This is a genomic window from Streptomyces sp. NPDC014991 (genome assembly GCF_043080665.1).
GTDB lineage: Bacteria > Actinomycetota > Actinomycetes > Streptomycetales > Streptomycetaceae > Streptomyces.
Map to the genome: position 1 here is coordinate 280,338 of NZ_JBIBVY010000008.1, position 23,089 is coordinate 303,426.

20 protein-coding genes and 1 pseudogene are annotated in these 23,089 nt (G+C 72.4%); 10 read left to right on the forward strand and 11 right to left on the reverse strand.

Annotated features, from left to right (window positions below; translation table 11 throughout):
• Window positions 1-53: 53 nt before the first annotated feature.
• From ACF1BE_RS15965 to ACF1BE_RS15990, 6 genes are all read right to left on the reverse strand, one after another.
• On the reverse strand, window positions 54-1,661 hold the full coding sequence (locus tag ACF1BE_RS15965) for a glycoside hydrolase family 13 protein (protein WP_392199619.1): 1,608 nt from the start codon (window positions 1,659-1,661) through the stop codon (window positions 54-56).
• 47 nt (window positions 1,662-1,708) lie between these two features.
• A complete protein-coding gene (locus ACF1BE_RS15970) occupies window positions 1,709-2,590 on the reverse strand; it encodes a carbohydrate ABC transporter permease (protein WP_392199620.1) in 882 nt (293 codons plus the stop codon).
• A complete protein-coding gene (locus ACF1BE_RS15975) occupies window positions 2,587-3,540 on the reverse strand; it encodes a carbohydrate ABC transporter permease (RefSeq protein ID WP_392199621.1) in 954 nt (317 codons plus the stop codon). The genes ACF1BE_RS15970 and ACF1BE_RS15975 overlap by 4 nt, the downstream gene beginning before the upstream one ends.
• Window positions 3,541-3,545: 5 nt before the next feature.
• Window positions 3,546-4,898: an ABC transporter substrate-binding protein gene (locus tag ACF1BE_RS15980; RefSeq protein WP_392199622.1), complete on the reverse strand. Its 1,353-nt coding sequence runs from the start codon at window positions 4,896-4,898 to the stop codon at window positions 3,546-3,548.
• Between the two features lie 128 nt (window positions 4,899-5,026).
• Window positions 5,027-6,025 (reverse strand): LacI family DNA-binding transcriptional regulator, encoded by a 999-nt coding sequence (locus tag ACF1BE_RS15985; protein WP_392199623.1) that lies wholly within the window; start codon window positions 6,023-6,025, stop codon window positions 5,027-5,029.
• Between the two features lie 196 nt (window positions 6,026-6,221).
• Window positions 6,222-6,893: a hypothetical protein gene (locus ACF1BE_RS15990; RefSeq protein WP_392199624.1), complete on the reverse strand. Its 672-nt coding sequence runs from the start codon at window positions 6,891-6,893 to the stop codon at window positions 6,222-6,224.
• 240 nt (window positions 6,894-7,133) lie between these two features.
• Between ACF1BE_RS15990 and ACF1BE_RS15995 the strand changes: the two genes are divergently transcribed.
• The 3 genes from ACF1BE_RS15995 (at window position 7,134) to ACF1BE_RS16005 (ending at window position 8,783) form a co-directional block, all read left to right on the forward strand.
• A complete protein-coding gene (locus tag ACF1BE_RS15995; protein WP_392199625.1) occupies window positions 7,134-7,790 on the forward strand; it encodes a helix-turn-helix domain-containing protein in 657 nt (218 codons plus the stop codon).
• 13 nt (window positions 7,791-7,803) lie between these two features.
• Window positions 7,804-8,361 carry a toxin-antitoxin system, toxin component gene (locus tag ACF1BE_RS16000; protein WP_392199626.1) on the forward strand — a complete coding sequence of 186 codons (558 nt, stop codon included), beginning with the start codon at window positions 7,804-7,806 and terminating at the stop codon, window positions 8,359-8,361.
• A 194-nt stretch (window positions 8,362-8,555) separates the two neighbouring features.
• On the forward strand, window positions 8,556-8,783 hold the full coding sequence (locus tag ACF1BE_RS16005) for a hypothetical protein (RefSeq protein ID WP_392199627.1): 228 nt from the start codon (window positions 8,556-8,558) through the stop codon (window positions 8,781-8,783).
• Between the two features lie 323 nt (window positions 8,784-9,106).
• On the opposite strand, the gene ACF1BE_RS16010 is transcribed toward ACF1BE_RS16005, so the two are convergent.
• Both ACF1BE_RS16010 and ACF1BE_RS16015 read right to left on the reverse strand, forming a co-directional pair.
• Entirely contained in the window at window positions 9,107-9,787 is a 681-nt protein-coding gene (locus tag ACF1BE_RS16010; protein WP_392199628.1) for a 4'-phosphopantetheinyl transferase, read from the reverse strand.
• Complete coding sequence (locus ACF1BE_RS16015; protein WP_392199629.1) at window positions 9,735-10,640, reverse strand: metallophosphoesterase family protein; 906 nt, start codon at window positions 10,638-10,640, stop codon at window positions 9,735-9,737. The genes ACF1BE_RS16010 and ACF1BE_RS16015 overlap by 53 nt, the downstream gene beginning before the upstream one ends.
• Window positions 10,641-10,915: 275 nt before the next feature.
• On the opposite strand from ACF1BE_RS16015, the gene ACF1BE_RS16020 reads away from it, so the two are divergent.
• Window positions 10,916-12,037, forward strand: coding sequence for an ATP-grasp domain-containing protein (locus ACF1BE_RS16020; protein WP_392199630.1), 1,122 nt, complete (start codon window positions 10,916-10,918; stop codon window positions 12,035-12,037).
• A 118-nt stretch (window positions 12,038-12,155) separates the two neighbouring features.
• On the opposite strand, the gene ACF1BE_RS16025 is transcribed toward ACF1BE_RS16020, so the two are convergent.
• Together ACF1BE_RS16025 and ACF1BE_RS16030 are read right to left on the reverse strand one after the other, a co-directional pair.
• On the reverse strand, window positions 12,156-13,493 hold the full coding sequence (locus ACF1BE_RS16025; RefSeq protein ID WP_392199631.1) for a 6-phospho-beta-glucosidase: 1,338 nt from the start codon (window positions 13,491-13,493) through the stop codon (window positions 12,156-12,158).
• Window positions 13,494-13,646: 153 nt separating this feature from the next.
• The gene (locus ACF1BE_RS16030) at window positions 13,647-13,985 is read right to left on the reverse strand and encodes a nuclear transport factor 2 family protein (RefSeq protein ID WP_392199632.1); all 339 of its coding nucleotides are present in this window, start codon (window positions 13,983-13,985) and stop codon (window positions 13,647-13,649) included.
• Window positions 13,986-14,294: 309 nt separating this feature from the next.
• Between ACF1BE_RS16030 and ACF1BE_RS16035 the strand changes: the two genes are divergently transcribed.
• Window positions 14,295-15,746 (forward strand): glycoside hydrolase family 16 protein, encoded by a 1,452-nt coding sequence (locus tag ACF1BE_RS16035; protein ID WP_392199633.1) that lies wholly within the window; start codon window positions 14,295-14,297, stop codon window positions 15,744-15,746.
• Between the two features lie 227 nt (window positions 15,747-15,973).
• Here the strand turns inward: ACF1BE_RS16035 and ACF1BE_RS16040 are convergent, their stop codons facing one another.
• Window positions 15,974-16,897, reverse strand: coding sequence for a helix-turn-helix domain-containing protein (locus tag ACF1BE_RS16040; RefSeq protein ID WP_392199634.1), 924 nt, complete (start codon window positions 16,895-16,897; stop codon window positions 15,974-15,976).
• Between the two features lie 154 nt (window positions 16,898-17,051).
• Here ACF1BE_RS16040 and tkt point away from each other — a divergent pair, with 154 nt between their 5' ends.
• The 5 genes and pseudogenes from tkt to ACF1BE_RS16065 form a co-directional block, all read left to right on the forward strand.
• Window positions 17,052-19,127 (forward strand): transketolase, encoded by a 2,076-nt coding sequence (gene tkt, locus ACF1BE_RS16045; RefSeq protein ID WP_392199635.1) that lies wholly within the window; start codon window positions 17,052-17,054, stop codon window positions 19,125-19,127.
• A gap of 18 nt (window positions 19,128-19,145) precedes the next feature.
• Entirely contained in the window at window positions 19,146-20,288 is a 1,143-nt protein-coding gene (tal, locus tag ACF1BE_RS16050; RefSeq protein WP_392199636.1) for a transaldolase, read from the forward strand.
• Window positions 20,288-21,874, forward strand: coding sequence for a glucose-6-phosphate dehydrogenase (zwf, locus tag ACF1BE_RS16055; protein WP_392199637.1), 1,587 nt, complete (start codon window positions 20,288-20,290; stop codon window positions 21,872-21,874). Before tal ends, zwf begins: the two co-directional genes overlap by 1 nt.
• Window positions 21,871-22,797, forward strand: a complete 927-nt coding sequence (gene opcA, locus ACF1BE_RS16060) for a glucose-6-phosphate dehydrogenase assembly protein OpcA (protein ID WP_392199638.1) — start codon at window positions 21,871-21,873, stop codon at window positions 22,795-22,797. Before zwf ends, opcA begins: the two co-directional genes overlap by 4 nt.
• Window position 22,798: 1 nt before the next feature.
• A pseudogene (locus tag ACF1BE_RS16065) lies at window positions 22,799-23,089 on the forward strand (glucose-6-phosphate isomerase); the annotation flags it as partial.

Sequence of the window (23,089 nt, forward strand, 5' to 3'; positions counted from 1 at the left end):
TGATCCCTTCGTGGTGGGGGTGCGGGGATAGCGGAGTGCGTACGGGGGGCGGCTCAGGCACGCAGCCAGGCCGCCGTGTCCGGTGGCAGCCGGCCCGCCCGGTCCAGCGGGCCGCTGCTCAGCAGGAGCCGGGAGTGCGGGGGCAGGCCGGCGGGCGTGGGCGCGAGGTTCACCACGCACAGCGCTCCCCCGGCGCGGGAGAAGGCGAGGACGCCGTCGGGGGCGGGCAGCCAGGTCAGGGGGCCGTCGCCGAACACCGGGCGGAGGCTGATGGCCTGGCGGTAGAGGGCGAGCATGGAGTCCGGGTCGCGTTGCTGGCGGTCGACCGCGTACGACGGCCAGTCGGCCGGCTGCGGCAGCCATGGCTCCTCGCCGGCGCCGAAGCCCGCGTACGGCATGTCCTCGGCCCAGGGCAGCGGGACCCGGCAGCCGTCGCGGCCGGGGGCTGCGCCACCGGAGCGGAAGTACATCGGGTCCTGGGCGCGGTCGGCCGGGACATCGGCCTCCGGCAGGCCCAGTTCCTCCCCCTGGTAGAGGTACACCGAGCCGGGCAGCGCCAGTGACAGCAGGGCCGCGGCCCGCGCCCGGCGGGTGCCGAGCGCCAGGTCCGCCGGCGTACCGAAGGCCTTGGTGGCGAAGTCGAAGGCGGTGTCCTCGCGGCCGTACCGGGTCACCGTGCGGGTGACGTCGTGGTTGCACAGCACCCAGGTGGCCGGGGCGCCGACGGGGGCGTGCTCGGCGAGGGTGGTGTCGATGGAGGCGCGCAGCCGTGCGGGGTCCCAGGGGCAGGACAGGAAGGAGAAGTTGAAGGCGGTGTGGAGTTCGTCGGGGCGCAGGTAGCGGGCGAAGCGTTCGGGGTCGGGGAGCCAGACCTCGCCGACGAAGACGCCGGCGTACTCGTCGGCCACGCGCCGCCAGGAGCGGTAGACGGCGTGGAGTTCATCGCGGTCGACGAAGGGGTGCGGCCGTGGCCGGGTGGCGAGGTCGGGCAGGTCCGGGTCCTTGGCGAGCAGGGCGGCCGAGTCGATGCGGACTCCGGCGACGCCCCGCTCGAACCAGAAGCGCAGGATGTCCTCGTGTTCCTGGCGGACGGCCGGGTGGGCCCAGTTGAGGTCCGGCTGCTCGGGAGTGAACAGGTGCAGGTACCAGTCGCCGTCGGGCAGCCGTGTCCACACCGGTGCGGTGGAGCCGGCGAACTGCGACGGCCAGTCGTTCGGCGGGAGTTCGCCGTGCGCGCCGCGTCCCCGCCGGAAGTGGAACAGCTCCCGCTCGGGGCTTCCCGGCCCGGCGGCGAGTGCCGCCCGGAACCAGGGATGCTGGTCGGAGACGTGGTTGGGCACGATGTCGACGATCGTCCGGATGCCCGACTCGCGGGCCTCGGCGATGAGTTTCTCCGCCTCGGCGAGGGTGCCGAAGGCCGGGTCGACGGCACGGTAGTCGGCGACGTCGTAGCCGCCGTCCTTCATGGGCGAGGGGTACCAGGGGCTGAACCACAGGGCGTCCACGCCGAGTCCGGCGAGGTACGGCAGCCGGGAGCGGACCCCCGCGAGGTCGCCGGTGCCGTCGCCGTTGCCGTCCGCGAAGCTGCGGACGTACACCTGGTAGATGACGGCCGTGCGCCACCAGTCGGGGTCCTCGGGGGCATGGCGGGGCTGTCCCACGGAGCGTGCCTTTCGGTAGACGGGGGGCCGGAGACGGGGCGCCGGTGTCAGCCCTTGGTGCTGCCCGCGCTGATCCCGGCGATGATGTGCCGCTGGAAGACGAGGAACAGTGCCACCATCGGGATGCTGGCGATCACCATGGCGGCGATGAGCACGGTGAGCTGGATGTTCTGCGACAGCTGGACGAGCGCCACGCTGACCGGCTGCTTGCCGGTGTCGGAGAAGACCATCAGCGGCCACAGGAAGTCCTGCCAGACGGCGACCAGCGCGAAGATGGACACCACGCCGAGGACCGGCCGGGACATGGGCAGGACGACCGACCACAGGATGCGCAGCCTGCCGGCGCCGTCGATCTCGGCGGCCTCCAGCACGTCGCGCGGCAGCTGGTCGAAGAACCGTTTGAGCAGGTACAGGTTGAAGGCGTTGGCGACGGCCGGCAGCCAGATCGCGAGGGGGTCGTCGAGCAGGCTGGTGTGGATCAGCGGCAGGTCGGCGACGGTCAGGTACTTGGGGACGACCAGCGCCTGCGCCGGGACCATGAGGGTGGCGAGGATGCCGCCGAGGACCACCTTGCCGAAGGCCGGTCTCAGCCTGGACAGGGAGTAGGCGGCGGCCGTGCAGAACACCAGCTGGAAGGCCCAGGCGCCGACGGCCTGGACGACGGTGTTGCCCAGGTGCTGCGGGAGCTGCATCAGGTCCCATGCGTCGGTGTAGCCGCCGAGGTGGAAGTGCTCCGGCAGGAGGTCGGGTGGGGTGCGCGCCACCTCGTTGGGGGACTTCATCGCGCCGGTCACCATCCAGTACACGGGGAAGAGGAAGGCGAGCGCGAAGAGGACGACGACGGCCGTGAACACCGCCCAGTAGGCGGCTTTCCCGCGCGGGCGGGCGAGGGTGGCCGGGGAGATCAGGGTGCGGGTGGTGGTGCTCATGCGTCCCCCTCGGAGCGGGTGAGGCGGAGGTAGAGCGCGGAGAAGGCGCCGAGCAGGAGCAGCAGCAGGACGCTGAGGGCGCAGGCGCCACCGAAGTCGTTGTAGAGGAAGGCGTACTTGTAGATGAGGTAGAGGACGGTGACGGTCGCGTTCTCCGGGCCGCCGCCCGTGATGACGAACGGTTCGGTGAACACCTGCATGGTGGCGATGATCTGGAGGAGCATCAGCATGAGGATGACGAACCGGGTCTGCGGGACGGTGACGTGCCGGACGCGCTGGAGGAGGTTCGCCCCGTCGAGTTCGGCGGCCTCGTACAGCTCGCCCGGGACGGACTGGAGGGCGGCCAGGTAGATGAGGACGGTGCCGCCCATGTTGGCCCAGGTGGCGACGACGACCAGGGAGACGAGGGCGGTGTCGGTGCCGTTGGACCAGTTCGAGGTGGGCAGGTGCAGGAAGCGGAGGGTCTCGTTGGCCAGGCCGGTTCCGGGGTCGTAGAACCACTTCCACAGCAGGGCGCTGACCACGGGCGGGATCATCACCGGCAGGTAGACGACGACGCGGAAGAAGGCTCTGGCGTGCCGCAGTTCGTTGAGGACGAGGGCGAGCACGAAGGGGATCGCGAAGCCGACGATCAGCGCGAGCAGGGTGAAGGTGAGGGTGTTGCGCCAGGCGGCGGCGAACTCGGGGTCGTGCAGCACGCGGGTGAAGTTGGCGGTGCCGGCCCACTCGGGCGGTGAGCCCGGGGTGTACTTCTGGAAGGCGATGACGACCGCGCGGATCGCTGGGTACCAGGAGAACAGGGCGAAGCAGATCAGGCCGCCCAGGAGGAAACCGTAGGCGCGGGCCTGGTCGGCGAGGCGGCGCCGCCTGCGGCCTGCTGCCGGAGTCGGCGCCGGGACCGGGGGGACGGCGGCCGGTGCCGGGGGCTGCCGCTCGACCGTCTTCGTCATGGCGGTCAGCTCCGGGCCAGGATGGAGTCGATCTTTCCGGAGGCCTCTTCGAGGAGTCGGTCGATGTCGGCGTCCTTCTTGGTGAGGACGGCGGAGACGACGGCGTCGAGGACGGAGTAGATCTGCTGGGCGTGCGGTGGCTCGATCCGCATCCGGAGCCGGGGGTTGCCGTCCAGGAAGGCCCGGTAGTTCTCCACCGGGACGTTGGCGTTGGCCTTCTTGGCCTGCTGGTCGGTGGCGTCGGCGGTGCCGGTGAACAGGCGGGGCTCGGGCAGCCCGACGGGGGCGTCGTGCTTCCTGGCGCGGGCGTAGTCGCCGAGGAAGCCCTTGCCCGGGGTGAGGAACATGTGGTCGAGCCACTTGAGGCCGGCGCGGATCTGGGCGGGCGTGTCGTGCTTGTCGAACATGTAGCCGTCACCGCCGATGAGGGTGCCCCTGCCGCCGGGCATGGGTGCGAGGGCGAGGTCCTTGTAGTCGCCGCCCTTCTCCTTGACCAGGATCGGGATGTTGTCGGGGGCGGCGAGGTACATGCCGAGCCGCCCCGCCCCCATCAGCTGCTGTACGTCGTTGATGACGAGGAGTTGTCTGCTGCCCATCGAGTCGTCGGTCCACCGCATGTCGTGCAGGTCGCGCAGGACGGCCCGGCCCTCGGGGCTGTCGACGGTGGCCTTCCTGCCGTCCGCGCTGACGACATCCCCGCCCCGGGAGTACAGCTCGGCGGTGAAGTGCCAGCCGCCCTGGTTCTGCGCGCTGTAGTCGGCGTATCCGACCGTGCCGCTGCCGAGGGCGGCGATCCTCCTGGCGGCGGCACGGACCTCGTCCCACGTCGCGGGGGGCCGGTCGGGATCCAGGCCGGCCTTGCGGAACAGTGCGCGGTTGTAGACCAGGCCCATGGAGTAGCCGGTGCGCGGGATGCCGTAGACCTTGCCGTCCACGGTGTAGATGTCCCGCAGTTGCTTCTGGATGCTGCCGTAGCTCTTGAGCCGGCTGAGGTACGGCGTGAGGTCGGCGGCCTGGCGGACGTCCACGACGTGCCGCGCGTCGGTGAAGTACGTGTAGAACACGTCCTCCATCCGGCCGCCGGCGAGCTTGGCGTCGAAGGTCTTGGGGTCCTGGCAGGGGAAGGCGTCGTGCGCGACGACGTCGATGTCCGGGTTCCGCTTCTCGAAGGCGGCGACCTCTTCCTCGAAGAAAGCCCGGTCGACCTCGGCGCTCCTGGGCGGCTCGCAGTTGACGGTGATACGGGTCTTGCCGCTCGCCGGGCCGTCGTCGCCCGGCCCGCAGGCGGTGGCGGCGAGGGCGAGGGCGGAACAGACGCCGAACGCGACGACGGTACGGCGGAACCCGGTGCTTGTCATCGGTGGACCCCTCATGGCACGCGTGGCAGGAGCGGTGGGCGCCGCACACTCAAGCACCGCTGCCCGCGTGCCGCAAGATATCGCGCAGAATCTGTAATTATTCGACAGTGCGCCGGATCCTCCCGGGCTCAGCCGCGGGGAGCTTGCGCGGTGGAGCCGCGCACCACCAGCTCGGGCTCGAACAGCAGCTCCTCGGCGGGTACGGCGGTGCCGGCGATCCGCGCGTTCAGCAGCTCGACGGCCGCGCGGCCCATGGCCTCGATGGGCTGACGGACGGTGGTGAGCGGGGGTTCGGTGCAGTTCATGAACGCCGAGTCGTCGTAGCCGACGACGGAGACGCGGCCGGGGACGTCCAGACCCTTGCGACGGGCGGCGCGTACGGCGCCGAGCGCCAGGGGGTCGCTGGCGCAGATGATCCCGGTGACGCCGCGGTCGATCAGCCGGGAGGCCGCCGCGTGACCGCCCTCCAGGGAGAAGATGGCCCGGGCGACGAACTCCTCCGGCAGGTCACCGGCGATCGCCCGGGCGGCGGCCAGTTTGCGCGCCGAGGGCACGTGGTCACCGGGGCCGAGCAGCAGCCCGATGCGCTCGTGCCCGAGGGAGGCCAGGTGGCGCCAGGCCTGCTCGACGGCCACCGTGTCGTCGCAGGAGACCGCCGGGAAGCCGAGGCGCTCGATGGCCGCGTTGACCAGGACGACCGGGATGTTGCGCTCCGCGAGCAGCCGGTAGTGGTCGTGCGGCGCGTCGGCCTGGGCGTAGAGGCCGCCGGCGAAGACGACGCCGGAGACCTGTTGCTGGAGCAGCAGTTCGACGTAGTCCGCCTCCGAGACGCCGCCCTTGGTCTGCGTGCACAGCACCGGGGTGAGCCCGAGCTGGGCCAGCGCGCCACCGATGACCTCGGCGAACGCCGGGAAGATGGGGTTCTGCAGCTCGGGCAGGACCAGGCCGACGAGCCGGGCGCGTTCGCCGCGCAGCTGGGTGGGGCGCTCGTAGCCGAGGACGTCGAGAGCCGTCAGCACCGCCTGCCGAGTGGCGTCGGAGACCCCGGGCTTGCCGTTGAGCACCCGGCTCACCGTGGCCTCGCTGACCCCGACCTTCTTCGCCACTTCCGCAAGTCGTCGCGTCATGTACGCAAGCGTAGCGCAAGCGATGCAAGCTACTTGCGTGAGAGACGCCGCGGTGGGGCGACCCGACGCAGGGAAGAGGGGGCGGGCGGGTCGCCCGTACGGGCGAGGAGGCGGACCTGCCCGCCGTTACGGCCGGGCGGGGGCCGATTCGCGCCGGCCCGGCGCCGCCGGCGACCTGAACGCCGGCGGTGCCGGGTCAGCTGTCGGGGGACGTGACGACCGTCAGGTGCGTGGTCGCGCCCCGGGGGCGGCGCGGGCGGCGTACCGGGGCGGCGGGCGGGCGGGGGTCGCGCAGGACCATCGTCAGGCGCCGGTAGCCCAGCTCCCGCAGCGGCTGCGGCGCCTCCTCCACGATGCGGCACTCGGTGCGCCCCCGGCGCGGGTCCGGGTGGAGCAGGAGGCGTACGGCGCCGTCGAGACGGCTCCCGGCCTCGCCGACGGCCCGGATCCAGTGCGGCAGGCCCTGCCGGTAGGCGGCCTCCATGATCGGGTCCTGGGCGATGTCCCGGCGGAGCGCCTGGAGTTCGTGGTCGTGCCCGGACGTCTCCAGGGCGGAGCGGAACTGGGCCAGCATCGGCAGGCACCAGCCGGGCTCGTGCTCGCCGAGCACCTCGCCCGCGTCCGGGTGGAACAGCACGAAGCGGCGGAAGTTGTCGCCGGGCATGGCCGTCGGATGGGGGCGCACACCACGGAAGAGTGTCTCGAACGCGCTGTTGGCCATGACCACGTTCCAGTGGCGGTCGACGACCATGGACGGGCAGGACAGGAATTCCAGCAGTGCTGCGTAGTCCTGGAGGTACGCCTGGGTCCCGCAGGTGTCGGGGACGGGCCGCGGTGCCGGCCGCTGCCCTCCTGCCTGATGTGCCATCGGGAGGTCACCCCTCTTGCCTCTGCGGCCTTTCACGCGGCGATGCGATCCTGCTGCCCAGCAGGGGTCGTGTCAACTATCGTGGCATTTCATGCCGGTTGACGGCTGAAATTCGCCACAGTTGTGGCGACACCTGGATGTGAGTTCGAGGCACCCGCTACTCTCCGGGAAGTTCACGGCGACCGCTCGTGAGAAGCACGGACGCATCTGAAGCCCTCGAGAGACGTAGGAGTTCTGTCGGTGACGGATGGCTACGAGGATCCGGGCGCCTCGGCGACCGCCCAGCTGCCGGCCGTCGTCGCCCGCGTCACCGCGCTCGCCGACCGGCTCGGTGTCCCGCACACCGAGGTCTTCGACGTAGGGCGGCTCACCGTCGCCTGCGGTGTGCCGGAGGCGGTGGTCAGGGCCCTGCTCAGCGGCCGGCCCGCGGGTGAACCGGACGTCCAGGCCCGCTTCCTGCAACGCCTGGACCTGCTGCGCCGCACCCGGCTGAAACCGGGTGGACGCCGCTACACCCAGCAGGAGATAGCCGACGGCGCGGGCATGTCCCGGCAGCAGGCCGGCGCCCTCATCAACGGGGACCGGCGGCCCACCATGGAGCACTGCGACGCCCTCCAGCGCTTCTTCCGGGTGCACGCGGGCTTCCTCACCGCGGAGGACCCCGAAGCCCTGGCCGGCGCGTTGCAGCGCACCGAGCAGGACCTGCTCCAGAAGCTCGCCGACCGGGAGCGGGCCGCCGCCCAGGACCCCGGGGACCCGCTGGAGCGGCTCCTCCAGGACCACGGTGTGCGCGGAATCGCCTGGCGGGCCGCGCAGTTGCCCACCGATCAGCACCGGGACAAGGTCGCTGAGTGGCTCGACATGCTGCTGGAGAGCGTCAAGCGGCCCGAGTCGTGAGCAGGGGAGGACCGTGGGCATCGGCAGGGACACGCGCCGGCTGTGCGACGAGCTGGTGGGCGGGCTGACCCTGCCCGTGCCCGCACCCCCGGACGAGCTGTACCGGGCGCTGTGCGAGGCGATGAGCCGCCGCCGGGGCCGGCCGGTGAGGTTCCGTACGGCCGTCTTCCCGCCCGGCACGGCCAGCGGACTGTGGCTGTACCTGACCGACCGGGACGTCGTCGTCGTGGAGGAACGCACCGCTCCCGAACACCAGTTGGTGATCCTGGGCCACGAGCTGTGGCACATGCGGGCCGGCCACCGCGGGCACCCCGTGGACGCCACCGGCGCCGCCACCCGGCCGCTGTGCGAGGACACCGGCCGCACGACGCTCCGGGCGACGCTGCGACGGGCCGCCGCCCGCACCCGCTTCGACCTCGTCGAGGAGCGGGAGGCCGAGTCCTTCGGCCTGCTGCTGGCCAGCAGGTGCCGCACCCTGCTGACCGGATCGGCGCTGCGCGGCCCGGCGCGGCGGGACGGCGTGGCCGGCCGCATCGAGGCCTCCCTGGGTTACCCGCACCCGCAGGCCTGATCATGCCCCGCCGACGGGCGGCCCGGGGCGCGCGCCCCACCACCTTGCTCCCCGGCACCGGGGCGCGGTTCCGCGTCCGCTGAGCGGGCGAACCCGGGCCGAGCCGGACGGCGTTGTCAGTGGTGGGCGGCAAGCTGGGTCCGTGCGCGCCGCCGGGCGCGTGACCGTGACGCCTACTCGGGGAGAGCCGACCGATGCCCACCGCCGTACTGACCGACCGCGAGCGCACCGCCGTGCAGGCCTATCTGCGGCTGCTCCACACGGTGCGCGCCGCCTTCGACGGGCCGTCGCAGGACGGCCGGCCCGCCGTCGTCCCGCCCACCGTGCTCGCCGAGGCGGAGCGGGCACTGACCCGGGCGGGACTCGCGGGCAACGAGGAGCAGTTCTTCCGGCTGCTGCGCGACTGGGGCCCGCACGCCTGAGCGGCCGGGCGACTCCTGAGCCGCCGCCGGCTCCCGGGGCCCGGGGTGCCCAGGGCGGCGGCCGGGCGCACCAGCAGGCCTGACGACGGCCGGGGACAGGGGGACGGCCGCTGCGGGTGACCGTACGGGGAGGGCCTCACGGCACCCGACTGCACGGCGGACGGCCACGGCGGCCGAGCGCACGGGGACGGCGGCCTCACGGCGGCCGAGCGCACGGGGACGGCCACGAGGCCGCTGGCACGCGGGTACGGCCACGACGGCCGGCCGGCACCGCCGGGGCCCTGCCCTCTGACCGGACGTCAGGGACAAGGCGCACGGGCGGGTCAGGTGTGGGGGACGACCACGGACGTGGTGACCAGCCCGTCGCGCACGGTCCACCGGCCCTCGAAGACCCGCAGCCGCCGGCCGCCGACCACGGGCCCGGGCACCAGGAGCGTGGCGCTCAGGGTGCCGCGCGTCTCGTCGCCGGGATCCGGGTACAGGGTGATGTCGGCCTCGGAGAAGTCCAGCCACTTGCGGGTGAGGGGGAACCACGCCTTGTAGACGGACTCCTTGGCGCTGAACAGGATCCGGTCCCAGTGCACGGCGGGCCGCTGCCCGGCGAGCCGGTCGAGCCGCGCCGCCTCCACGGGCAGGAAGACGGACGGGCCGACCCCGTCCGGGAGCGGGCCGTGCGGCTCGGCGTCGATGCCGAGGGAGACGAGGTCGGTGGCGCGGACCAGGGCGGCGGCGCAGTAGCCGTCGCAGTGGGTCATGCTGCCGACCAGGCCGTCCGGCCAGCGCGGAGCACCCCGCTCGCCGCTGATGACGGACTGCGGCGGCACGCCGAGCTTCTCCATGGCGCGCCGGGCGCAGCCCCGGACGGCGGTGAACTCGCGGCGCCGCTTGGTCACCGCGCGCGCGACGAGCGCCTCCTCGCCCGGGTAGAGCGGGGCGTCCCACAGCGGGTCGTCAGCGTGCGCCTCCACGGCCACGACCGACTCCGGGAGCAGCTCCTCGATCACCTGCGTGGACCTCCATCGGCAGGACACGGCGCAGCCTTCCCGGGGGATCGGGGCGCTTGCGCCATTCGCGGGGGTATCCCACGGAGACCTCCATGAAGCGGACTCCGTCGTGCCAGGTGGTGCGGGGGATGTGCAGATGGCCGTAGACCATCGTGGCGACCCGGAACCGGCGGTGCCAGTCCGCGGTCAGCCGGGTGCCGCACCACATGGCGAACTCGGGGTGCCACAGCACCTCCGTGGGGTGCCGGTCCAGCGGATAGTGGCCGGCCAGCACGGTCGGGAGGTCCTCGGGCAGTTCGGCGAGCCGGCGCTCGGTCTCGGCGACCCGAGCCCGGCACCAGGCCTCACGGGTCGGGTAGGGGTCGGGGTGCAGCAGGTACTCGTCGTTGCAGACGATGCCCGTGCTCTCCGCGTAGGCCAGGCCCTGGGCCTTGGTGGCGCAGCCGGCCGGCAGGAACGAGTAGTCGTACAGCAGGAACAGGGGGGCCACGACGACGGGGCCGCCGGGGCCGCGCCACACCGGGTACGGGTCCTCGGGGGTCACCACGCCCAGCTCCCGGCACACCTCGACGAGGTGGTCGTAGCGGGCGGCGCCGCGCAGGGTGACCGGGTCGCTCGGGTGGGTCCACAGCTCGTGGTTGCCGGGCGCCCACAGCACCTTGCGGAAGCGCTTCGCGAGCGTGCCGAGGGCCCAGCGGATGTCGGCGACGGTCTCCGCGACGTCCCCGGCCACGATCAGCCAGTCGTCGTCGCTCTGGGGGCGCATGCCGTCGACCAGGGCGCGGTTGTCCGGATAACTGATGTGCAGGTCGCTGATGGCCAGCAGCTGTCCGGCCCCGGCCGTCGACTCCACCCCGCACGCCCCTTCCGATCATCCGATGGGACCACAACAACACATGCGCGGGGCAACGGACAAGAGGCTCCCCGGGCGCGTGTCGCGCCGCGGCCGGCGGACGGTCCGATTCCGTAACACGCGCGTTGTAGGAGTGGGCACTTGAAAGCCGTATGATCGCCCCGACACCAGCGCCCTCTCCTTCTCCCTTCACGGGGCCGTTCGGTGACCCTTCCTCCCTCCTGCCCGGGCTCGGGCCGCTCCGCCCTGCCCGCACACCCCGAAAGGCGGCCTGCATGCCCTCTCGCGTACGCGTCTGGCTCAACCGCACGTACGCGGAGAACGTGTTCTTCATGGATCAGCTGCGGAGGAATCCCAGCGACCGGGCGGTCGAGATCCACGCCACGCACGGTGACCCGGACTCCCCCGTGCTGGCCGCCGCCGACACCGCCGAGCTGGAGCCGGAGGGCCTGTCCCCGTCCGCGTACGTCGAGTACGCCCTGGACCAGTGCGCCCGGCGCGGCATCGACGTGTTCGTGCCCCGGCTGCACCAGGCGGCGGTCGTCGCGCACCGGGCGGACTTCAGGGCGGCCGGTACGGCGCTGCTGGCGCCGACGCCCGAGGCGGTGGCGGTGTTCGAGGACAAGGCGACCGCGTACGAGGCGGTCCGCTCGGTGGGTGTCCCGGTGCCGCCGTGGCGGCGGGTCCGGACGGCGGAGGAACTCCTCACCTCGGTCGAGGAGTTGGAGGCGGCGGGACACCAGGTGTGCTTCAAGCCGGCCGCCGGTGCGGGCGGTGCCGGCTTCCGGATGATCACCCGGGCCCCGCTCTCACTGGCCGCTCTCGCCGGTTTTCCCGGCCCGTACGTGCAGCTCGGTCCGGTGGTCGAGGCCCTGCGGCGGGCCGAGGAGCCCGTGGACTGGCTGGTGATGCCGCGCCTGGAGCAGCCGGAGGTGTCCGTCGACTGCCTGACCGGGCCGGACAACCGGCTGCGGCTCGCGGTGGGCCGCACCAAGAACGGCCGCCGCCGGGGCTTCACCCTGGACGAGCGGTGGCTGGAACCGGCCCGGTTGATCGCCGAGGGCTTCGGGCTGCACCACCTGTCCAACATCCAGTTCCGCATGCTCGGTGACCGTCCGGTGCTGCTCGACGTCAACACCCGTCCCGCCGGCGGCCTGCACCAGCTGTCACTGTGCGGGGTCAACGCGCCCTGGGCCGCGGTGCGGTTGGCGCTGGGCGAGGACCCCGGAGTGATCGAGCCACCGTTCCTCGGGCAGGACTACACGGTGGTGTCGGGTCCGCGTCCGCTGGCGCCCGTGGCGCTGCCGCGGCAGCGGGCGGGGGCCGGCGCGACGGTACTGCCCGCGGTGCCGGCGCCCGTTCGGGCGGCCGAGGGGGCGCGGGCGCTGCCGCTGTAGGTCCGCCGGCGGGGTCGAGGCGCGTCGGGCTCGGTGGCCCCACTGCCCGTGCCGGGGCTCGTCACGGTTCCCCACGTGGATCCCCGCACTTCCGGCCCGTCACCTCCGGCCGGGGTGCTCACGCGAGGTACGCCAGGCCCGGATGGACCGCGGTGTAGCCCTCGACCAGCCTGCGGGCCACGGTGACCGAGTCGACCAGCGGGTGCAGCGCGAAGGCCTTCACGGCGGTCGTCCGGGAACCGGACTCGGCGGCGGCCAGCACCTCGCGTTCGACGGCCTTGACCGAGCACACCAGACCGGTGGCGTGGCCGGGGAGCGGCTCGACGGACAGCGGGTGGGCGCCGTTCGCGTCGATCAGGCAGGGGACCTCGATGACGGCGTCGGCGTCGAGCACGGACAGGGTGGAGCGGTTGCGGACATTGAGGATCAGGGTGGTGCGCTCGTCGCGGGCGACGGCCCGCATCAGGGCGAGGGCGACCTTCTCGTATCCGCCGGACAGGTCGTCGGCCTCGCGCTCGCCGGCGCCGGCGCTCTCCCGGTTCTCGGCCATGTAGGTGGCCTCGCGTTCGGCGCGGGCGCGGTCCCAGGCGAGCAGGGCGGAGGTGTCGGGGTCGCCCGCCCGCGCGTAGAACCGGGCCTGCTGGTCGCGCAGGAAGGCACCGCGGGTCTGCTCGGCCTCCTGGTAGGCGCGGACGGTCTCCCGGTTGAAGTAGTAGTAGTGCAGGTACTCGTTGGGGATCGCGCCGAGCGACCGCAGCCAGTCGGCGCCGAACAGCCGGCCCTCCTCGAAGGAGCCGAGCAGCGCGGGGTCGGCGAGCAGCCGCGGGAGTTCGTCGCGTCCGGCGACGCGCAGCCCGCGCACCCAGCCGAGGTGGTTGAGGCCGACGTAGTCGATGAAGGCCTCCCCCGGGTCGGCGCCGAGGACGCGGGCGATACGGCGGCCGAGGCCGACCGGCGAGTCACAGATGCCGATGACGCGGTCGCCGAGGTGGCGGGACATGGCCTCGGTGACCAGTCCGGCCGGGTTGGTGAAGTTGATCACCCAGGCGTCCGGGGCGAGGCGGGCCACACGCCGGGCGATGTCGACGGCGACGGGAACGGTGCGCAGGCCGTAGGCGATCCCGCCCGCGCCGACCGTCTCCTGTCCGAGCACGCCCTGAGCGAGCGCGACCCGTTCGTCGTCCGCCCGTCCCGCCAGACCGCCGACGCGGATGGCGGAGAAGACGAAGTCGGCGCCGCGCAGGGCCTCGTCCAGGTCGGTGCCGGCGGTCACCCGGGGCGCGTCGGGGACGCCGGCGGCCTGCTCCGCCAGCACACGGGTCACCGCGTACAGCCGGCGTTCGTCCAGGTCGTGGAGGACCACCTCGGTGACCCGCCCCTCGGCACGGTCGGTCAGCAGTGCTCCGTACACGAGCGGCACCCGGAACCCGCCGCCGCCCAGAATCGTCAGCTTCACACCTGTCCCCTTCGCCCGCTTCCCGGGACTCCCGCCGCACCCGCCCCGGGCCCCGCGCGCGGCGCCGCCGCGCGGGCCCGGGCGTCCCGCCGGCATGCCACGGACACTACTCGCCGCCGGCCGGCACCCCGCGCCGCGCCGGCACCCGCCGTCTCACACCGCGCCGCCGAAGAAGACCTGCACCTCCCGGATGTGACCGTCCCGCACGGTGACGGCTTCGACGTTGCGGTACCGGCCGCCGGTGGCCGGCTCGTACTCGTAGTGGACGAGGACCAGCTCCTCGTCCGCGGCGACGATGTGCAGGATCCGCTGGTCGGTGAACCGGCCGGCGGTCGGGAAGCAGCGCTCGAAGAACGCCGCCTTGTCGATGTGGTCGTCCTGCGGGCTGGTGAAGGTGAAGTCGTCGGCGTAGAGGGGGAGCGCCGCCGCGCGGTCCTGTGCCCGGTAGTGCCGGAAGGCCGCCTCGACGACGCCGGCCGGAGACCCGTTCATGCGCTGTCCTCGGTGAGGGGGGGGTGACCGTACCCCGCCACGATAAGCCGGGCACGGGCCGCGGGCGGGCGGCGCCACCGGGTGTCCTCACCGGAAACCGTGATGAGGCGTCCGCGGAGGTCCACCGGAAGGTGGGCGGCGCGCCACGGGCCGGCAGGGGCGGCTTCACCGGGTGAACTCGTCCACGACGGAGGGCGTTTATCTGCTTCAACCCTTGACGGTCGCAGAGGCGGGGAGCACATTGACCGCGTCTTTGAGAGCGCTCTCAGAGGTTCCCCGCGCGTCTCGCCGCACCCAGAGAGGCAACCCATGACTGAAACCCCCGGTATACCGCCCGCACACGACGCGAGACCGCACGGCAGCGCGGGGCCGGTGACCGCCGGCCGACGGCGTTCCGTCCGCAGGGCGCTCGTGGCCGCGCTCGGCACGCTCGGTCTCGCCGTCGCCGCGGTGACCGCCGGCACCCTGCCCGCCGGCGCCTCCGCACCCGCACCCCCCTCGGGCTGGACCCAGGTCTTCATGGACGACTTCAACGGTGCGGCGGGCTCCGGCGTCAACGGCGCCGACTGGCAGTACGACACCGGTACGTCGTACCCCGGCGGCCCCGCGAACTGGGGCACCGGCGAGGTCGAGACGGTGACGTCGAGCACGAGCAACGTCGCGCTGGACGGGAACGGCAACCTGCTCATCACTCCGCGCCGGGACGCCTCGGGCCATTGGACGTCCGGCCGGATCGAGACGACCCGCACCGACTTCCGGCCCCCGGCCGGCGGAAAGCTGCGGGTGCAGGCCCGGATCCAGCTGCCGAACGTCACCGGTGCCGCCGCCAAGGGCTACTGGCCGGCGTTCTGGATGCTGGGCGCGCCGTTCCGCGGGAACTACTGGAACTGGCCGGGCATCGGCGAGCTGGACGTCATGGAGAACGTCCAGGGCCTGAACACCGACTGGGCCACGATGCACTGCGGGACCGGTTCGGGCGGCCCGTGCAACGAGACCACCGGCATCGGCGGCTCCACCTCCTGCGCCGGCACCACCTGCCAGGCGGGTTTCCACACGTACGCGATGGAGTGGGACCGCTCGACCAGCCCCGAGGAGGTCCGCTTCTACCTGGACGGTGTCAACTTCCACACCGTCCGGGCCGACCAGGTCGACGCCACGACGTGGGCGAACGCCACCGACCACGGCTACTTCCTCATCCTGAACGTGGCCATGGGCGGTGGCTTCCCGGGAGCGTTCGGCGGCGGTCCGGACGGCGGGACCGAGCCGGGCCACCCGATGGCCGTCGACTACGTGCAGGTCCTTCAGTCCACGGGCGGCGGAGGCGGCCCCACCCCCCCGCCGTCCGGCAACCGGAACGCCTACGCCGCCATCCAGGCCGAGTCCTACGACAGCCAGTCGGGGGTCGCCACGGAGACCACCTCGGACGCCGGCGGCGGGCAGGACATCGGCTACCTGGCCAACGGCGACTGGGCGCTGTACAAGGGCGTCGAGTTCGGTTCCACGCCGGCGAGGCAGTTCTTCGCCCGGGTGGCGAGCGGCGCGACGGGCGGGGTCAGCGGTCTGGTGGAGGTGCGGCTGGACAGCCGCGGCAACACGCCCGCCGGAAGCTTCGCCGTGGGCGGCACCGGCGGCTGGCAGTCCTGGCAGACGGTGCCGGCCAACATCAGCGCGGTGACGGGCACCCACGACGTCTACCTGACCTTCACCAGCGGCCAGCCGGCCGACTTCGTGAACCTGAACTGGTTCGACTTCGGGCACTGAGCGCCCGCGGGACGGCGGCGACCCGGAAGCGCCGGCCCGCACGTGTGCGGCGGCGACCGCGGCGCCGCCGACGCCCGACACGCCCGGCCCCGGCCCCTCCTCGGCGCCGGGGCCGGGCGTCCGGCAAGCCGAGAGCACGGCGTTCTCCGGCGCCGGGAGAGCCACGCACCCGGCTTTCCCCCGAGGACAGCCTCGTGGTGCCCGGGACACCTGGGTCCTCCGGATCGCTAGCGCAGCTCGGCGCGGAAGGCGACCGGAGTCTGGCCGGTGTGCAGGTGGAAGAACTTGGAGAAGTTCGCCGCGTCGGGGAAGCCCACCGCCGCCCCGACGCGGCCGATCGGCAGGTCGGTGTGGGCGAGGAGGCGTCGGGCCTCCAGAACGACCCGTTTGTCGATGAATCCCTTTGGCGTCTCGCCCGTGGCCGCGCGGACGGCGCGGACCAGGGTACGGCGGGAGTAACCGAGGGCGTCGGCGTAGGCGCTGACGCTGTGCTGGACACCGAAGCCCTCTTCGACGGCGTCCCGGAAGCGGGTGAACGCGCTGTCGGCCTGCTGCCGGCCGGCCTGCGCCGAGCTCGCGGCGAGGTGGGCCAGGCGCAGCAGGAACGCGGTCAGGGTGTGCCGCAGGACGGCCGTGTGGAGGCCGAGCGGAAGCGTCGCGGTGTCCTCGTACTCGCGGCGCAGCTGGTCCAGGGCCGCCTGGAGGGCGTCGAGCTGGGCCTGGCCGGGGTGCAGCAGGGGCGGCAGGTCGTAGCGGTACAGGCCGGTGGCCTCGACGGTGGCCGGCGGCAGGAACCCGGGTTGCATGGTCAGGACGGTTCCGCGGTACACGCATTCCCGGGAGTAGCGGTGGACCTGTCCGGGACGTATCCACAGCAGGTCTCCGGCCGTCGCCTCGTACTCGGCGAAGTCGATCATGTGTCGTACGGGGCCGTCGGTGAAGAGCATGACCACGTGGAAGTCGATGCGGTGGACGCGGTGCAGGGGGGCGTCGGTGTGCCAGGTGCGGTCCGCGCCCATCGGGCCGATCTGGAGGCCGACGCCACCGACGGCCAGGTCGGCCGGGAAGGGGAAGGTTCTGATCCCGTCACGGTCGGTCGTCCCGTCGTCGCCGGCACCGGCGTCGGCGGCCTGCCATGTTCTGTCGGTCATGTCGACCATGCCCTTTTCGTGCCGTACCTGTCGCGTGATCACTGTCCCAGATTCACCACAGGCTGACACACCACGACCTTCCCCCGAAAAAGTCAGACTTTTAAGTTTGAACGCGTCCGGCCAGCCAATCGCACTGAACGAGGACTTCTTGAAGATGACGACGCCAACTTCCGACGGCTTCGAGTGGACCGACCTCGACCGGCGCGCCGTGGACACCGCCCGTCTCCTGGCGGCCGATGCGGTCCAGAAGGTCGGCAACGGACACCCGGGCACGGCGATGGCCCTGGCGCCCGCCGCGTACACGATCTTTCAGAAGGTGATGCGTCACGACCCGGCCGACCCCGAGTGGACCGGCCGGGACCGGTTCGTCCTCTCCCCCGGCCACACCTCGCTGACCCTGTACACGCAGCTCTTCCTCGCCGGGTACGAACTGGAGCTGGACGACCTGAAGGCGTTCCGCACGCACGGCTCGAAGACCCCGGGCCACCCCGAGTACGGGCACACCGCGGGCGTGGAGACCACCACCGGACCGCTCGGCCAGGGCGCCGCGAACGCCGTCGGCATGGCGATGGCCGCCCGCTACGAGCGCGGTCTGTTCGACCCGGACGCCCCCGAGGGCACCTCCCCCTTCGACCACACCGTCTGGGCGATCGTCTCCGACGGCGACCTGGAGGAAGGCGTCTCCGGCGAGGCCTCCTCCCTGGCCGGCCACCAGAGGCTCGGCAACCTGGTCTTCCTCTACGACGACAACCACATCTCCATCGAGGGCGACACCGCGACCGCGTTCTCCGAGGACGTGCTGAAGCGGTACGAGGCCTACGGCTGGCACACCCAGCGCGTCGAGCCCGCCGCCGACGGCGACATCGACGTACCCGCCCTGTACGCGGCCCTGAGGACCGCGCAGGCCGAGACCGGGCGACCGTCGATCATCGCGATGCGCACGGTCATCGCCTGGCCCGCCCCGAACGCCCGGAACACCGAGGCCGCCCACGGCTCCGCGCTCGGCGAGGAGGAGATCGCCGCCACCAAGCGCCTCCTCGGCTTCGACCCGGAGCGGACCTTCGAGATCGCCGACGAGGTCCTCGCCCACACCCGCCGGGCCCAGGACCGGGGTGCCGAGGCGCACGCGGCCTGGGACAAACGCCTCGTCGAATGGCGCTCGGCCGCCCCCGAGCGGGCCGAGCTGTTCGACCGGGTCAGCAAGGGCGAACTGCCCGCGGGCTGGGAGGACGCGCTGCCCGTGTTCGAGGAGGGCAAGCCGGTCGCCACCCGGGCCGCCTCCGGCAAGGTGCTCCAGGCGCTCGGCCCGGTCCTCCCCGAGCTGTGGGGCGGCTCCGCCGACCTCGCCGGCTCCAACAACACCACCATCGACAAGGACAGCTCCTTCCTGCCGCGGGGCAACCCGCTGCCCGAGGCAGACCCGTACGGCCGTACCGTCCACTTCGGGATCCGTGAGTTCTCCATGGCCGCGGCGATGAACGGCATAGCCCTGCACGGCAACACGCGCGTCTACGGCGGCACGTTCCTGGTGTTCTCCGACTACATGCGCAACGCCGTCCGTATGTCGGCGCTGATGCAGCTGCCGGTGACGTACGTGTGGACGCACGACTCCGTCGGTCTCGGCGAGGACGGCCCGACCCACCAGCCGGTCGAACACCTGGCCTCGCTGCGTGCCATTCCGGGCCTGAACGTCGTCCGCCCGGCGGACGCCAACGAGACCGCGATCGCCTGGGCCGAGATCCTGAGGAGGCACGCGACCGACCCCGCCCCCCACGGGCTCGCGCTCACCCGCCAGGGCGTGCCGGTGTACGCGCCGAACGAGGACGCGGCCAGGGGCGGCTATGTGCTGCGCGAGTCCTCGACCGAGGTTCCGGAGGTGATCGTCATCGCGACGGGTTCCGAGGTGCAGCTGGCCGTGGCCGCGCGGGAGCGGCTGGAGGCCGAGGGGATCGGCACCCGTGTGGTGTCGATGCCGTCCGTGGAGTGGTTCGAGGAGCAGCCGCGCGCCTACCGCGAGCAAGTGCTGCCGCCGGCCGTGAAGGCCCGGGTCGCCGTCGAGGCCGGCATCGGTCTGACCTGGTACCGGTTCGTGGGTGACGCGGGCCGCATCGTCTCCCTCGAGCACTTCGGTGCCTCCGCGGACGCGAAGACCCTGTTCGCCGAGTTCGGCTTCACCCCCGAGAACGTCGCCGCCGCGGCCCGCGAGTCGCTCGCCGCCGCGCGCGCCTGATACCGACGCGAAAGAAAGATGATCACTGTGACCGAAGCAATCGCGACTCCGGGAGCCCTCAAGCTCCTCGCCGACGAGGGGGTGTCGGTCTGGCTGGACGACCTGTCCCGCGAGCGGATCACCTCGGGCAGCCTCGCCCAGCTGGTGGCGAGCGGAAGCGCCGTCGGTGTCACCACCAACCCGTCGATCTTCCAGGCGGCCATCGGCTCCGGGAAGGGCTACGAGGAGCAGCTCGCCGACCTCGCCGTGCGCGGGGTGACGGTGGAGGAGGCGGTGCGGATGATGACCACCGCCGACGTGCGGGACGCCGCCGACATCCTGGAACCGGTGTACACCGCGTCCGGCGGGCTGGACGGCCGGGTCTCCATCGAGGTCGACCCGCGTCTCGCCCACCGCACCCGGGCGACCGTCGCCGAGGCCAGGCAGCTGGCCTGGCTGGTCGACCGGCCCAACGTGATGATCAAGATTCCGGCGACCAGGGCGGGCCTCCCGGCGATCACCGAGGTCGTCGGCCTCGGCATGAGCGTCAACGTGACCCTGATCTTCTCCCTGGAGCGGTACCGCGAGGTCATGGCCGCCTACCTGACCGGTCTGGAGAAGGCCCGCGAGCGCGGCATCGACCTGTCGACGATCCACTCCGTGGCGTCGTTCTTCGTCTCCCGCGTGGACAGCGAGACCGACAAGCGGCTGACCGCCCTCGGCACCGACGAGGCCCTGGCGCTCAAGGGCCGCGCGGCCCTCGCCAACGCCCGGCTCGCCTACGAGGCGTACGAGGAGGTCTTCGCCTCCGGGCGCTGGCTCGCGCTCGCCGGTGACGGGGCGAACAGGCAGCGCCCGCTGTGGGCGTCCACCGGGGTGAAGGACCCCGCGTACAAGGACACCCTGTACGTGGACGAGCTGGTCGCGCCGGGCACCGTCAACACCATGCCGGAGGCCACGCTGCTCGCCGTCGCCGACCACGGCGACATCACCGGTGACACGGTGACCGGCGGCTACGCGCGGGCCCGCGCCGACCTGGCCGCCCTCGAGCGGCTCGGCATCCCCTACGACGAGGTCGTCCGGCAACTGGAGGACGAGGGCGTCGCCAAGTTCGAGGCGGCCTGGCAGGACCTGCTGGACGCCGTCGCCGCGTCCCTGAAGAGCAAGGGAGTTGACGCCTGATGACCGAGAACGCACCCGCCGCCCAGGCACCCGAGGAGGTGCGCGTGCCGGTCGCCCCGGCCGCCGACTGGGTGAACCCGCTGCGGGACGCCGACGACCGCCGGCTCCCCCGGATCGCCGGGCCGTCCGGCCTGGTCATCTTCGGGGTGACCGGTGACCTGTCCCGCAAGAAGCTCATGCCGGCCGTGTACGACCTGGCCAGCCGCGGTCTGCTGCCGCCGGGCTTCTCCCTCGTCGGGTTCGCCCGCCGGGACTGGGAGAACCAGGACTTCGCGCAGGTGGTGCACGACGCCGTACGCGAGCACTCCCGCACCCCCTTCCGTGAGGAGGTGTGGCAGCAGCTCGCCGAGGGCATGCGGTTCATCCCCGGCGACTTCGACGACGACACCGCGTTCAAGCAGCTGAAGGACGCCGTCGAGGAGCTGGACGCCTCCCGTGGCACCGGCGGCAACTTCGCCTTCTACCTCTCGGTGCCGCCCAAGTTCTTCCCCAAGGTCGTGCAGCAGCTGAAGAAGCACGGCCTGGCCCGTGCGCCGGAGGGTTCCTGGCGGCGCGCGGTCATCGAGAAGCCCTTCGGGCACGACCTGGCCAGCGCCCGCGAGCTGAACGCACTCGTGCACGACGTGTTCGACCCGGAACAGGTGTTCCGCATCGACCACTACCTCGGCAAGGAGACGGTCCAGAACATCCTGGCGCTGCGCTTCGCCAACCAGATGTACGAGCCGGTCTGGAACCGGTCGTACGTCGACCACGTGCAGATCACCATGGCCGAGGACATCGGCATCGGCGGCCGGGCCGGCTACTACGACGGCATCGGCGCCGCCCGGGACGTCATCCAGAACCACCTCCTCCAGCTGCTCGCGCTGACCACCATGGAGGAGCCGATCGCGTTCGACGCGGAGGCGCTGCTCACCGAGAAGCTGAAGGTGCTGAAGTCGGTGCGCCTGCCGGACGACCTCGGTCGGCACACCGTGCGCGGGCAGTACACGACCGGCTGGCAGGGCGGCGAGAAGGTGGTCGGCTACCTCGAGGAGGACGGCATCGACCCCAAGTCGAAGACCGACACCTTCGCCGCGGTCAAGCTGGGCATCGACAACCGCCGCTGGGCGGGCGTCCCCTTCTACCTGCGTACCGGCAAGCGGCTCGGCCGCCGGGTCACCGAGATCGCGGTGGTCTTCAAGCGGGCCCCGCACTCCCCGTTCGACTCCACCGCCACCGAGGAACTGGGCTCGAACGCGATCGTCATCCGCGTCCAGCCCGACGAGGGGATGACCGTCCGCTTCGGGTCGAAGGTGCCGGGCACCTCGATGGAGATCCGGGACGTGTCCATGGACTTCGCCTACGGCGAGTCGTTCACGGAGTCGAGCCCGGAGGCGTACGAGCGGCTCATCCTGGACGTGCTGCTCGGCGACGCCAACCTCTTCCCCCGTCACCAGGAGGTGGAGGAGTCCTGGAAGATCCTCGACCCGATCGAGGAGTACTGGGCGGCACACGGCAGGCCGGCACAGTACGCGTCGGGCAGCTGGGGACCGAGGGAAGCCGACGAGATGCTCGCACGAGACGGACGGAGCTGGCGCAGGCCATGAAGATCGACCTGACCGACACCACGGCAAGCAAGATCAACAAGGCGTTGGTGCAGGGCCGCCGCGCCATCGGCACACCGGCCGTGGGCATGGTCCTGACGATGGTCATCGTCACGGACGAGGAGAACGCCTACGACTCGATCCGGGCCGCGGAGGAGGCCTCGCGCGAGCACCCCTCGCGCACCCTGGTCGTCATCAAGCGGCACGCCCGCACGCTGCGCGACCGCACCCACTCCCGGCTGGACGCCGAGGTGCGGGTCGGCTCCGAGGCGGGCACCGGCGAGACGGTCGTCCTGCGGACCTACGGCGAGGTGTCCGACCACGCCGACTCCGTCGTCCTGCCGCTGCTGCTGCCGGACGCGCCGGTGGTCGTGTGGTGGCCCGTGGACGCCCCCGACTCCCCCGCCAAGGACCCGCTGGGCGCGCTCGCCCAGCGCCGGATCACCGACCTGTACGCCGTCGAGCGGCCCCTGGAGGTCCTGGAGGCCCGCGCGCGCGCCTACGCGCCCGGCGACACCGACCTCGCCTGGACCCGGCTCACCCCGTGGCGCTCGATGCTGGCCGCGGCCCTGGACCAGGCCCGGGTGAAGGTGACCTCGGCAGCCGTCGAGGCCGAGGCGGACAACCCCAGCGCCGAGCTGCTGGCCCGCTGGCTGGAGGCCCGCCTGAAGGTGTCCGTGGACCGCGTCGTCAGCCCGGGCCCGGTCGTCACGGCCGTACGGCTCGGCACCCCGAACGGCGAGATCGTCATCGACCGTCCCGAAGGGCCCCTCGCCACGCTGACCCTGCCGGGCCAGCCGCCGCGCACCCTCGCCCTGAAGGTCCGCCCCACCTCCGAACTCATCGCCGAGGAGCTGCGCCGCCTCGACGCCGACGAGATGTACGCCATCGCCCTCCAGGGCGAGGCCGCCAAGGAGAACGCCTGAGATGGCCGACTACCCGAACCTCACCCACCGGCCCGAGTGGACGGCGCTGGCCGACCACCGCGCCCAGAACCAGCCGCACCTGCGCGAACTGTTCGCGAAGGACCCCGGCCGCGCGGAGCGGTACACGCTTCGGGTGGGTGATCTGTATATCGACTACAGCAAGCATCTGGTGACGGATGAGACGCTGGGGCTGTTGCGGGAGCTGGCCGCGGCGACGGATGTGTTCGGTCTGCGTGATGCCATGTTCGCGGGTGAGAGGATCAACGTCACCGAGGACCGGGCGGTGCTGCAC

What these genes read in the sequence shown, in the direction of transcription:
- ACF1BE_RS16005 (WP_392199627.1), top strand. Translation starts at nt 8,556, where the DNA reads ATGCCCACCGCCGTACTGACCGACCGCGAGCGCACCGCCGTGCAGGCC.
- ACF1BE_RS15970 (WP_392199620.1), bottom strand. Translation starts at nt 2,590, where the DNA reads ATGAGCACCACCACCCGCACCCTGATCTCCCCGGCCACCCTCGCCCGC.
- tal (WP_392199636.1), top strand. Translation starts at nt 19,146, where the DNA reads ATGATCACTGTGACCGAAGCAATCGCGACTCCGGGAGCCCTCAAGCTC.
- tkt (WP_392199635.1), top strand. Translation starts at nt 17,052, where the DNA reads ATGACGACGCCAACTTCCGACGGCTTCGAGTGGACCGACCTCGACCGG.
- ACF1BE_RS16020 (WP_392199630.1), top strand. Translation starts at nt 10,916, where the DNA reads ATGCCCTCTCGCGTACGCGTCTGGCTCAACCGCACGTACGCGGAGAAC.
- opcA (WP_392199638.1), top strand. Translation starts at nt 21,871, where the DNA reads ATGAAGATCGACCTGACCGACACCACGGCAAGCAAGATCAACAAGGCG.
- ACF1BE_RS16035 (WP_392199633.1), top strand. Translation starts at nt 14,295, where the DNA reads ATGACTGAAACCCCCGGTATACCGCCCGCACACGACGCGAGACCGCAC.
- ACF1BE_RS15990 (WP_392199624.1), bottom strand. Translation starts at nt 6,893, where the DNA reads ATGGCACATCAGGCAGGAGGGCAGCGGCCGGCACCGCGGCCCGTCCCC.
- ACF1BE_RS15980 (WP_392199622.1), bottom strand. Translation starts at nt 4,898, where the DNA reads ATGACAAGCACCGGGTTCCGCCGTACCGTCGTCGCGTTCGGCGTCTGT.
- ACF1BE_RS15985 (WP_392199623.1), bottom strand. Translation starts at nt 6,025, where the DNA reads ATGACGCGACGACTTGCGGAAGTGGCGAAGAAGGTCGGGGTCAGCGAG.
- ACF1BE_RS16030 (WP_392199632.1), bottom strand. Translation starts at nt 13,985, where the DNA reads ATGAACGGGTCTCCGGCCGGCGTCGTCGAGGCGGCCTTCCGGCACTAC.
- ACF1BE_RS15975 (WP_392199621.1), bottom strand. Translation starts at nt 3,540, where the DNA reads ATGACGAAGACGGTCGAGCGGCAGCCCCCGGCACCGGCCGCCGTCCCC.
- ACF1BE_RS16040 (WP_392199634.1), bottom strand. Translation starts at nt 16,897, where the DNA reads ATGACCGACAGAACATGGCAGGCCGCCGACGCCGGTGCCGGCGACGAC.
- zwf (WP_392199637.1), top strand. Translation starts at nt 20,288, where the DNA reads ATGACCGAGAACGCACCCGCCGCCCAGGCACCCGAGGAGGTGCGCGTG.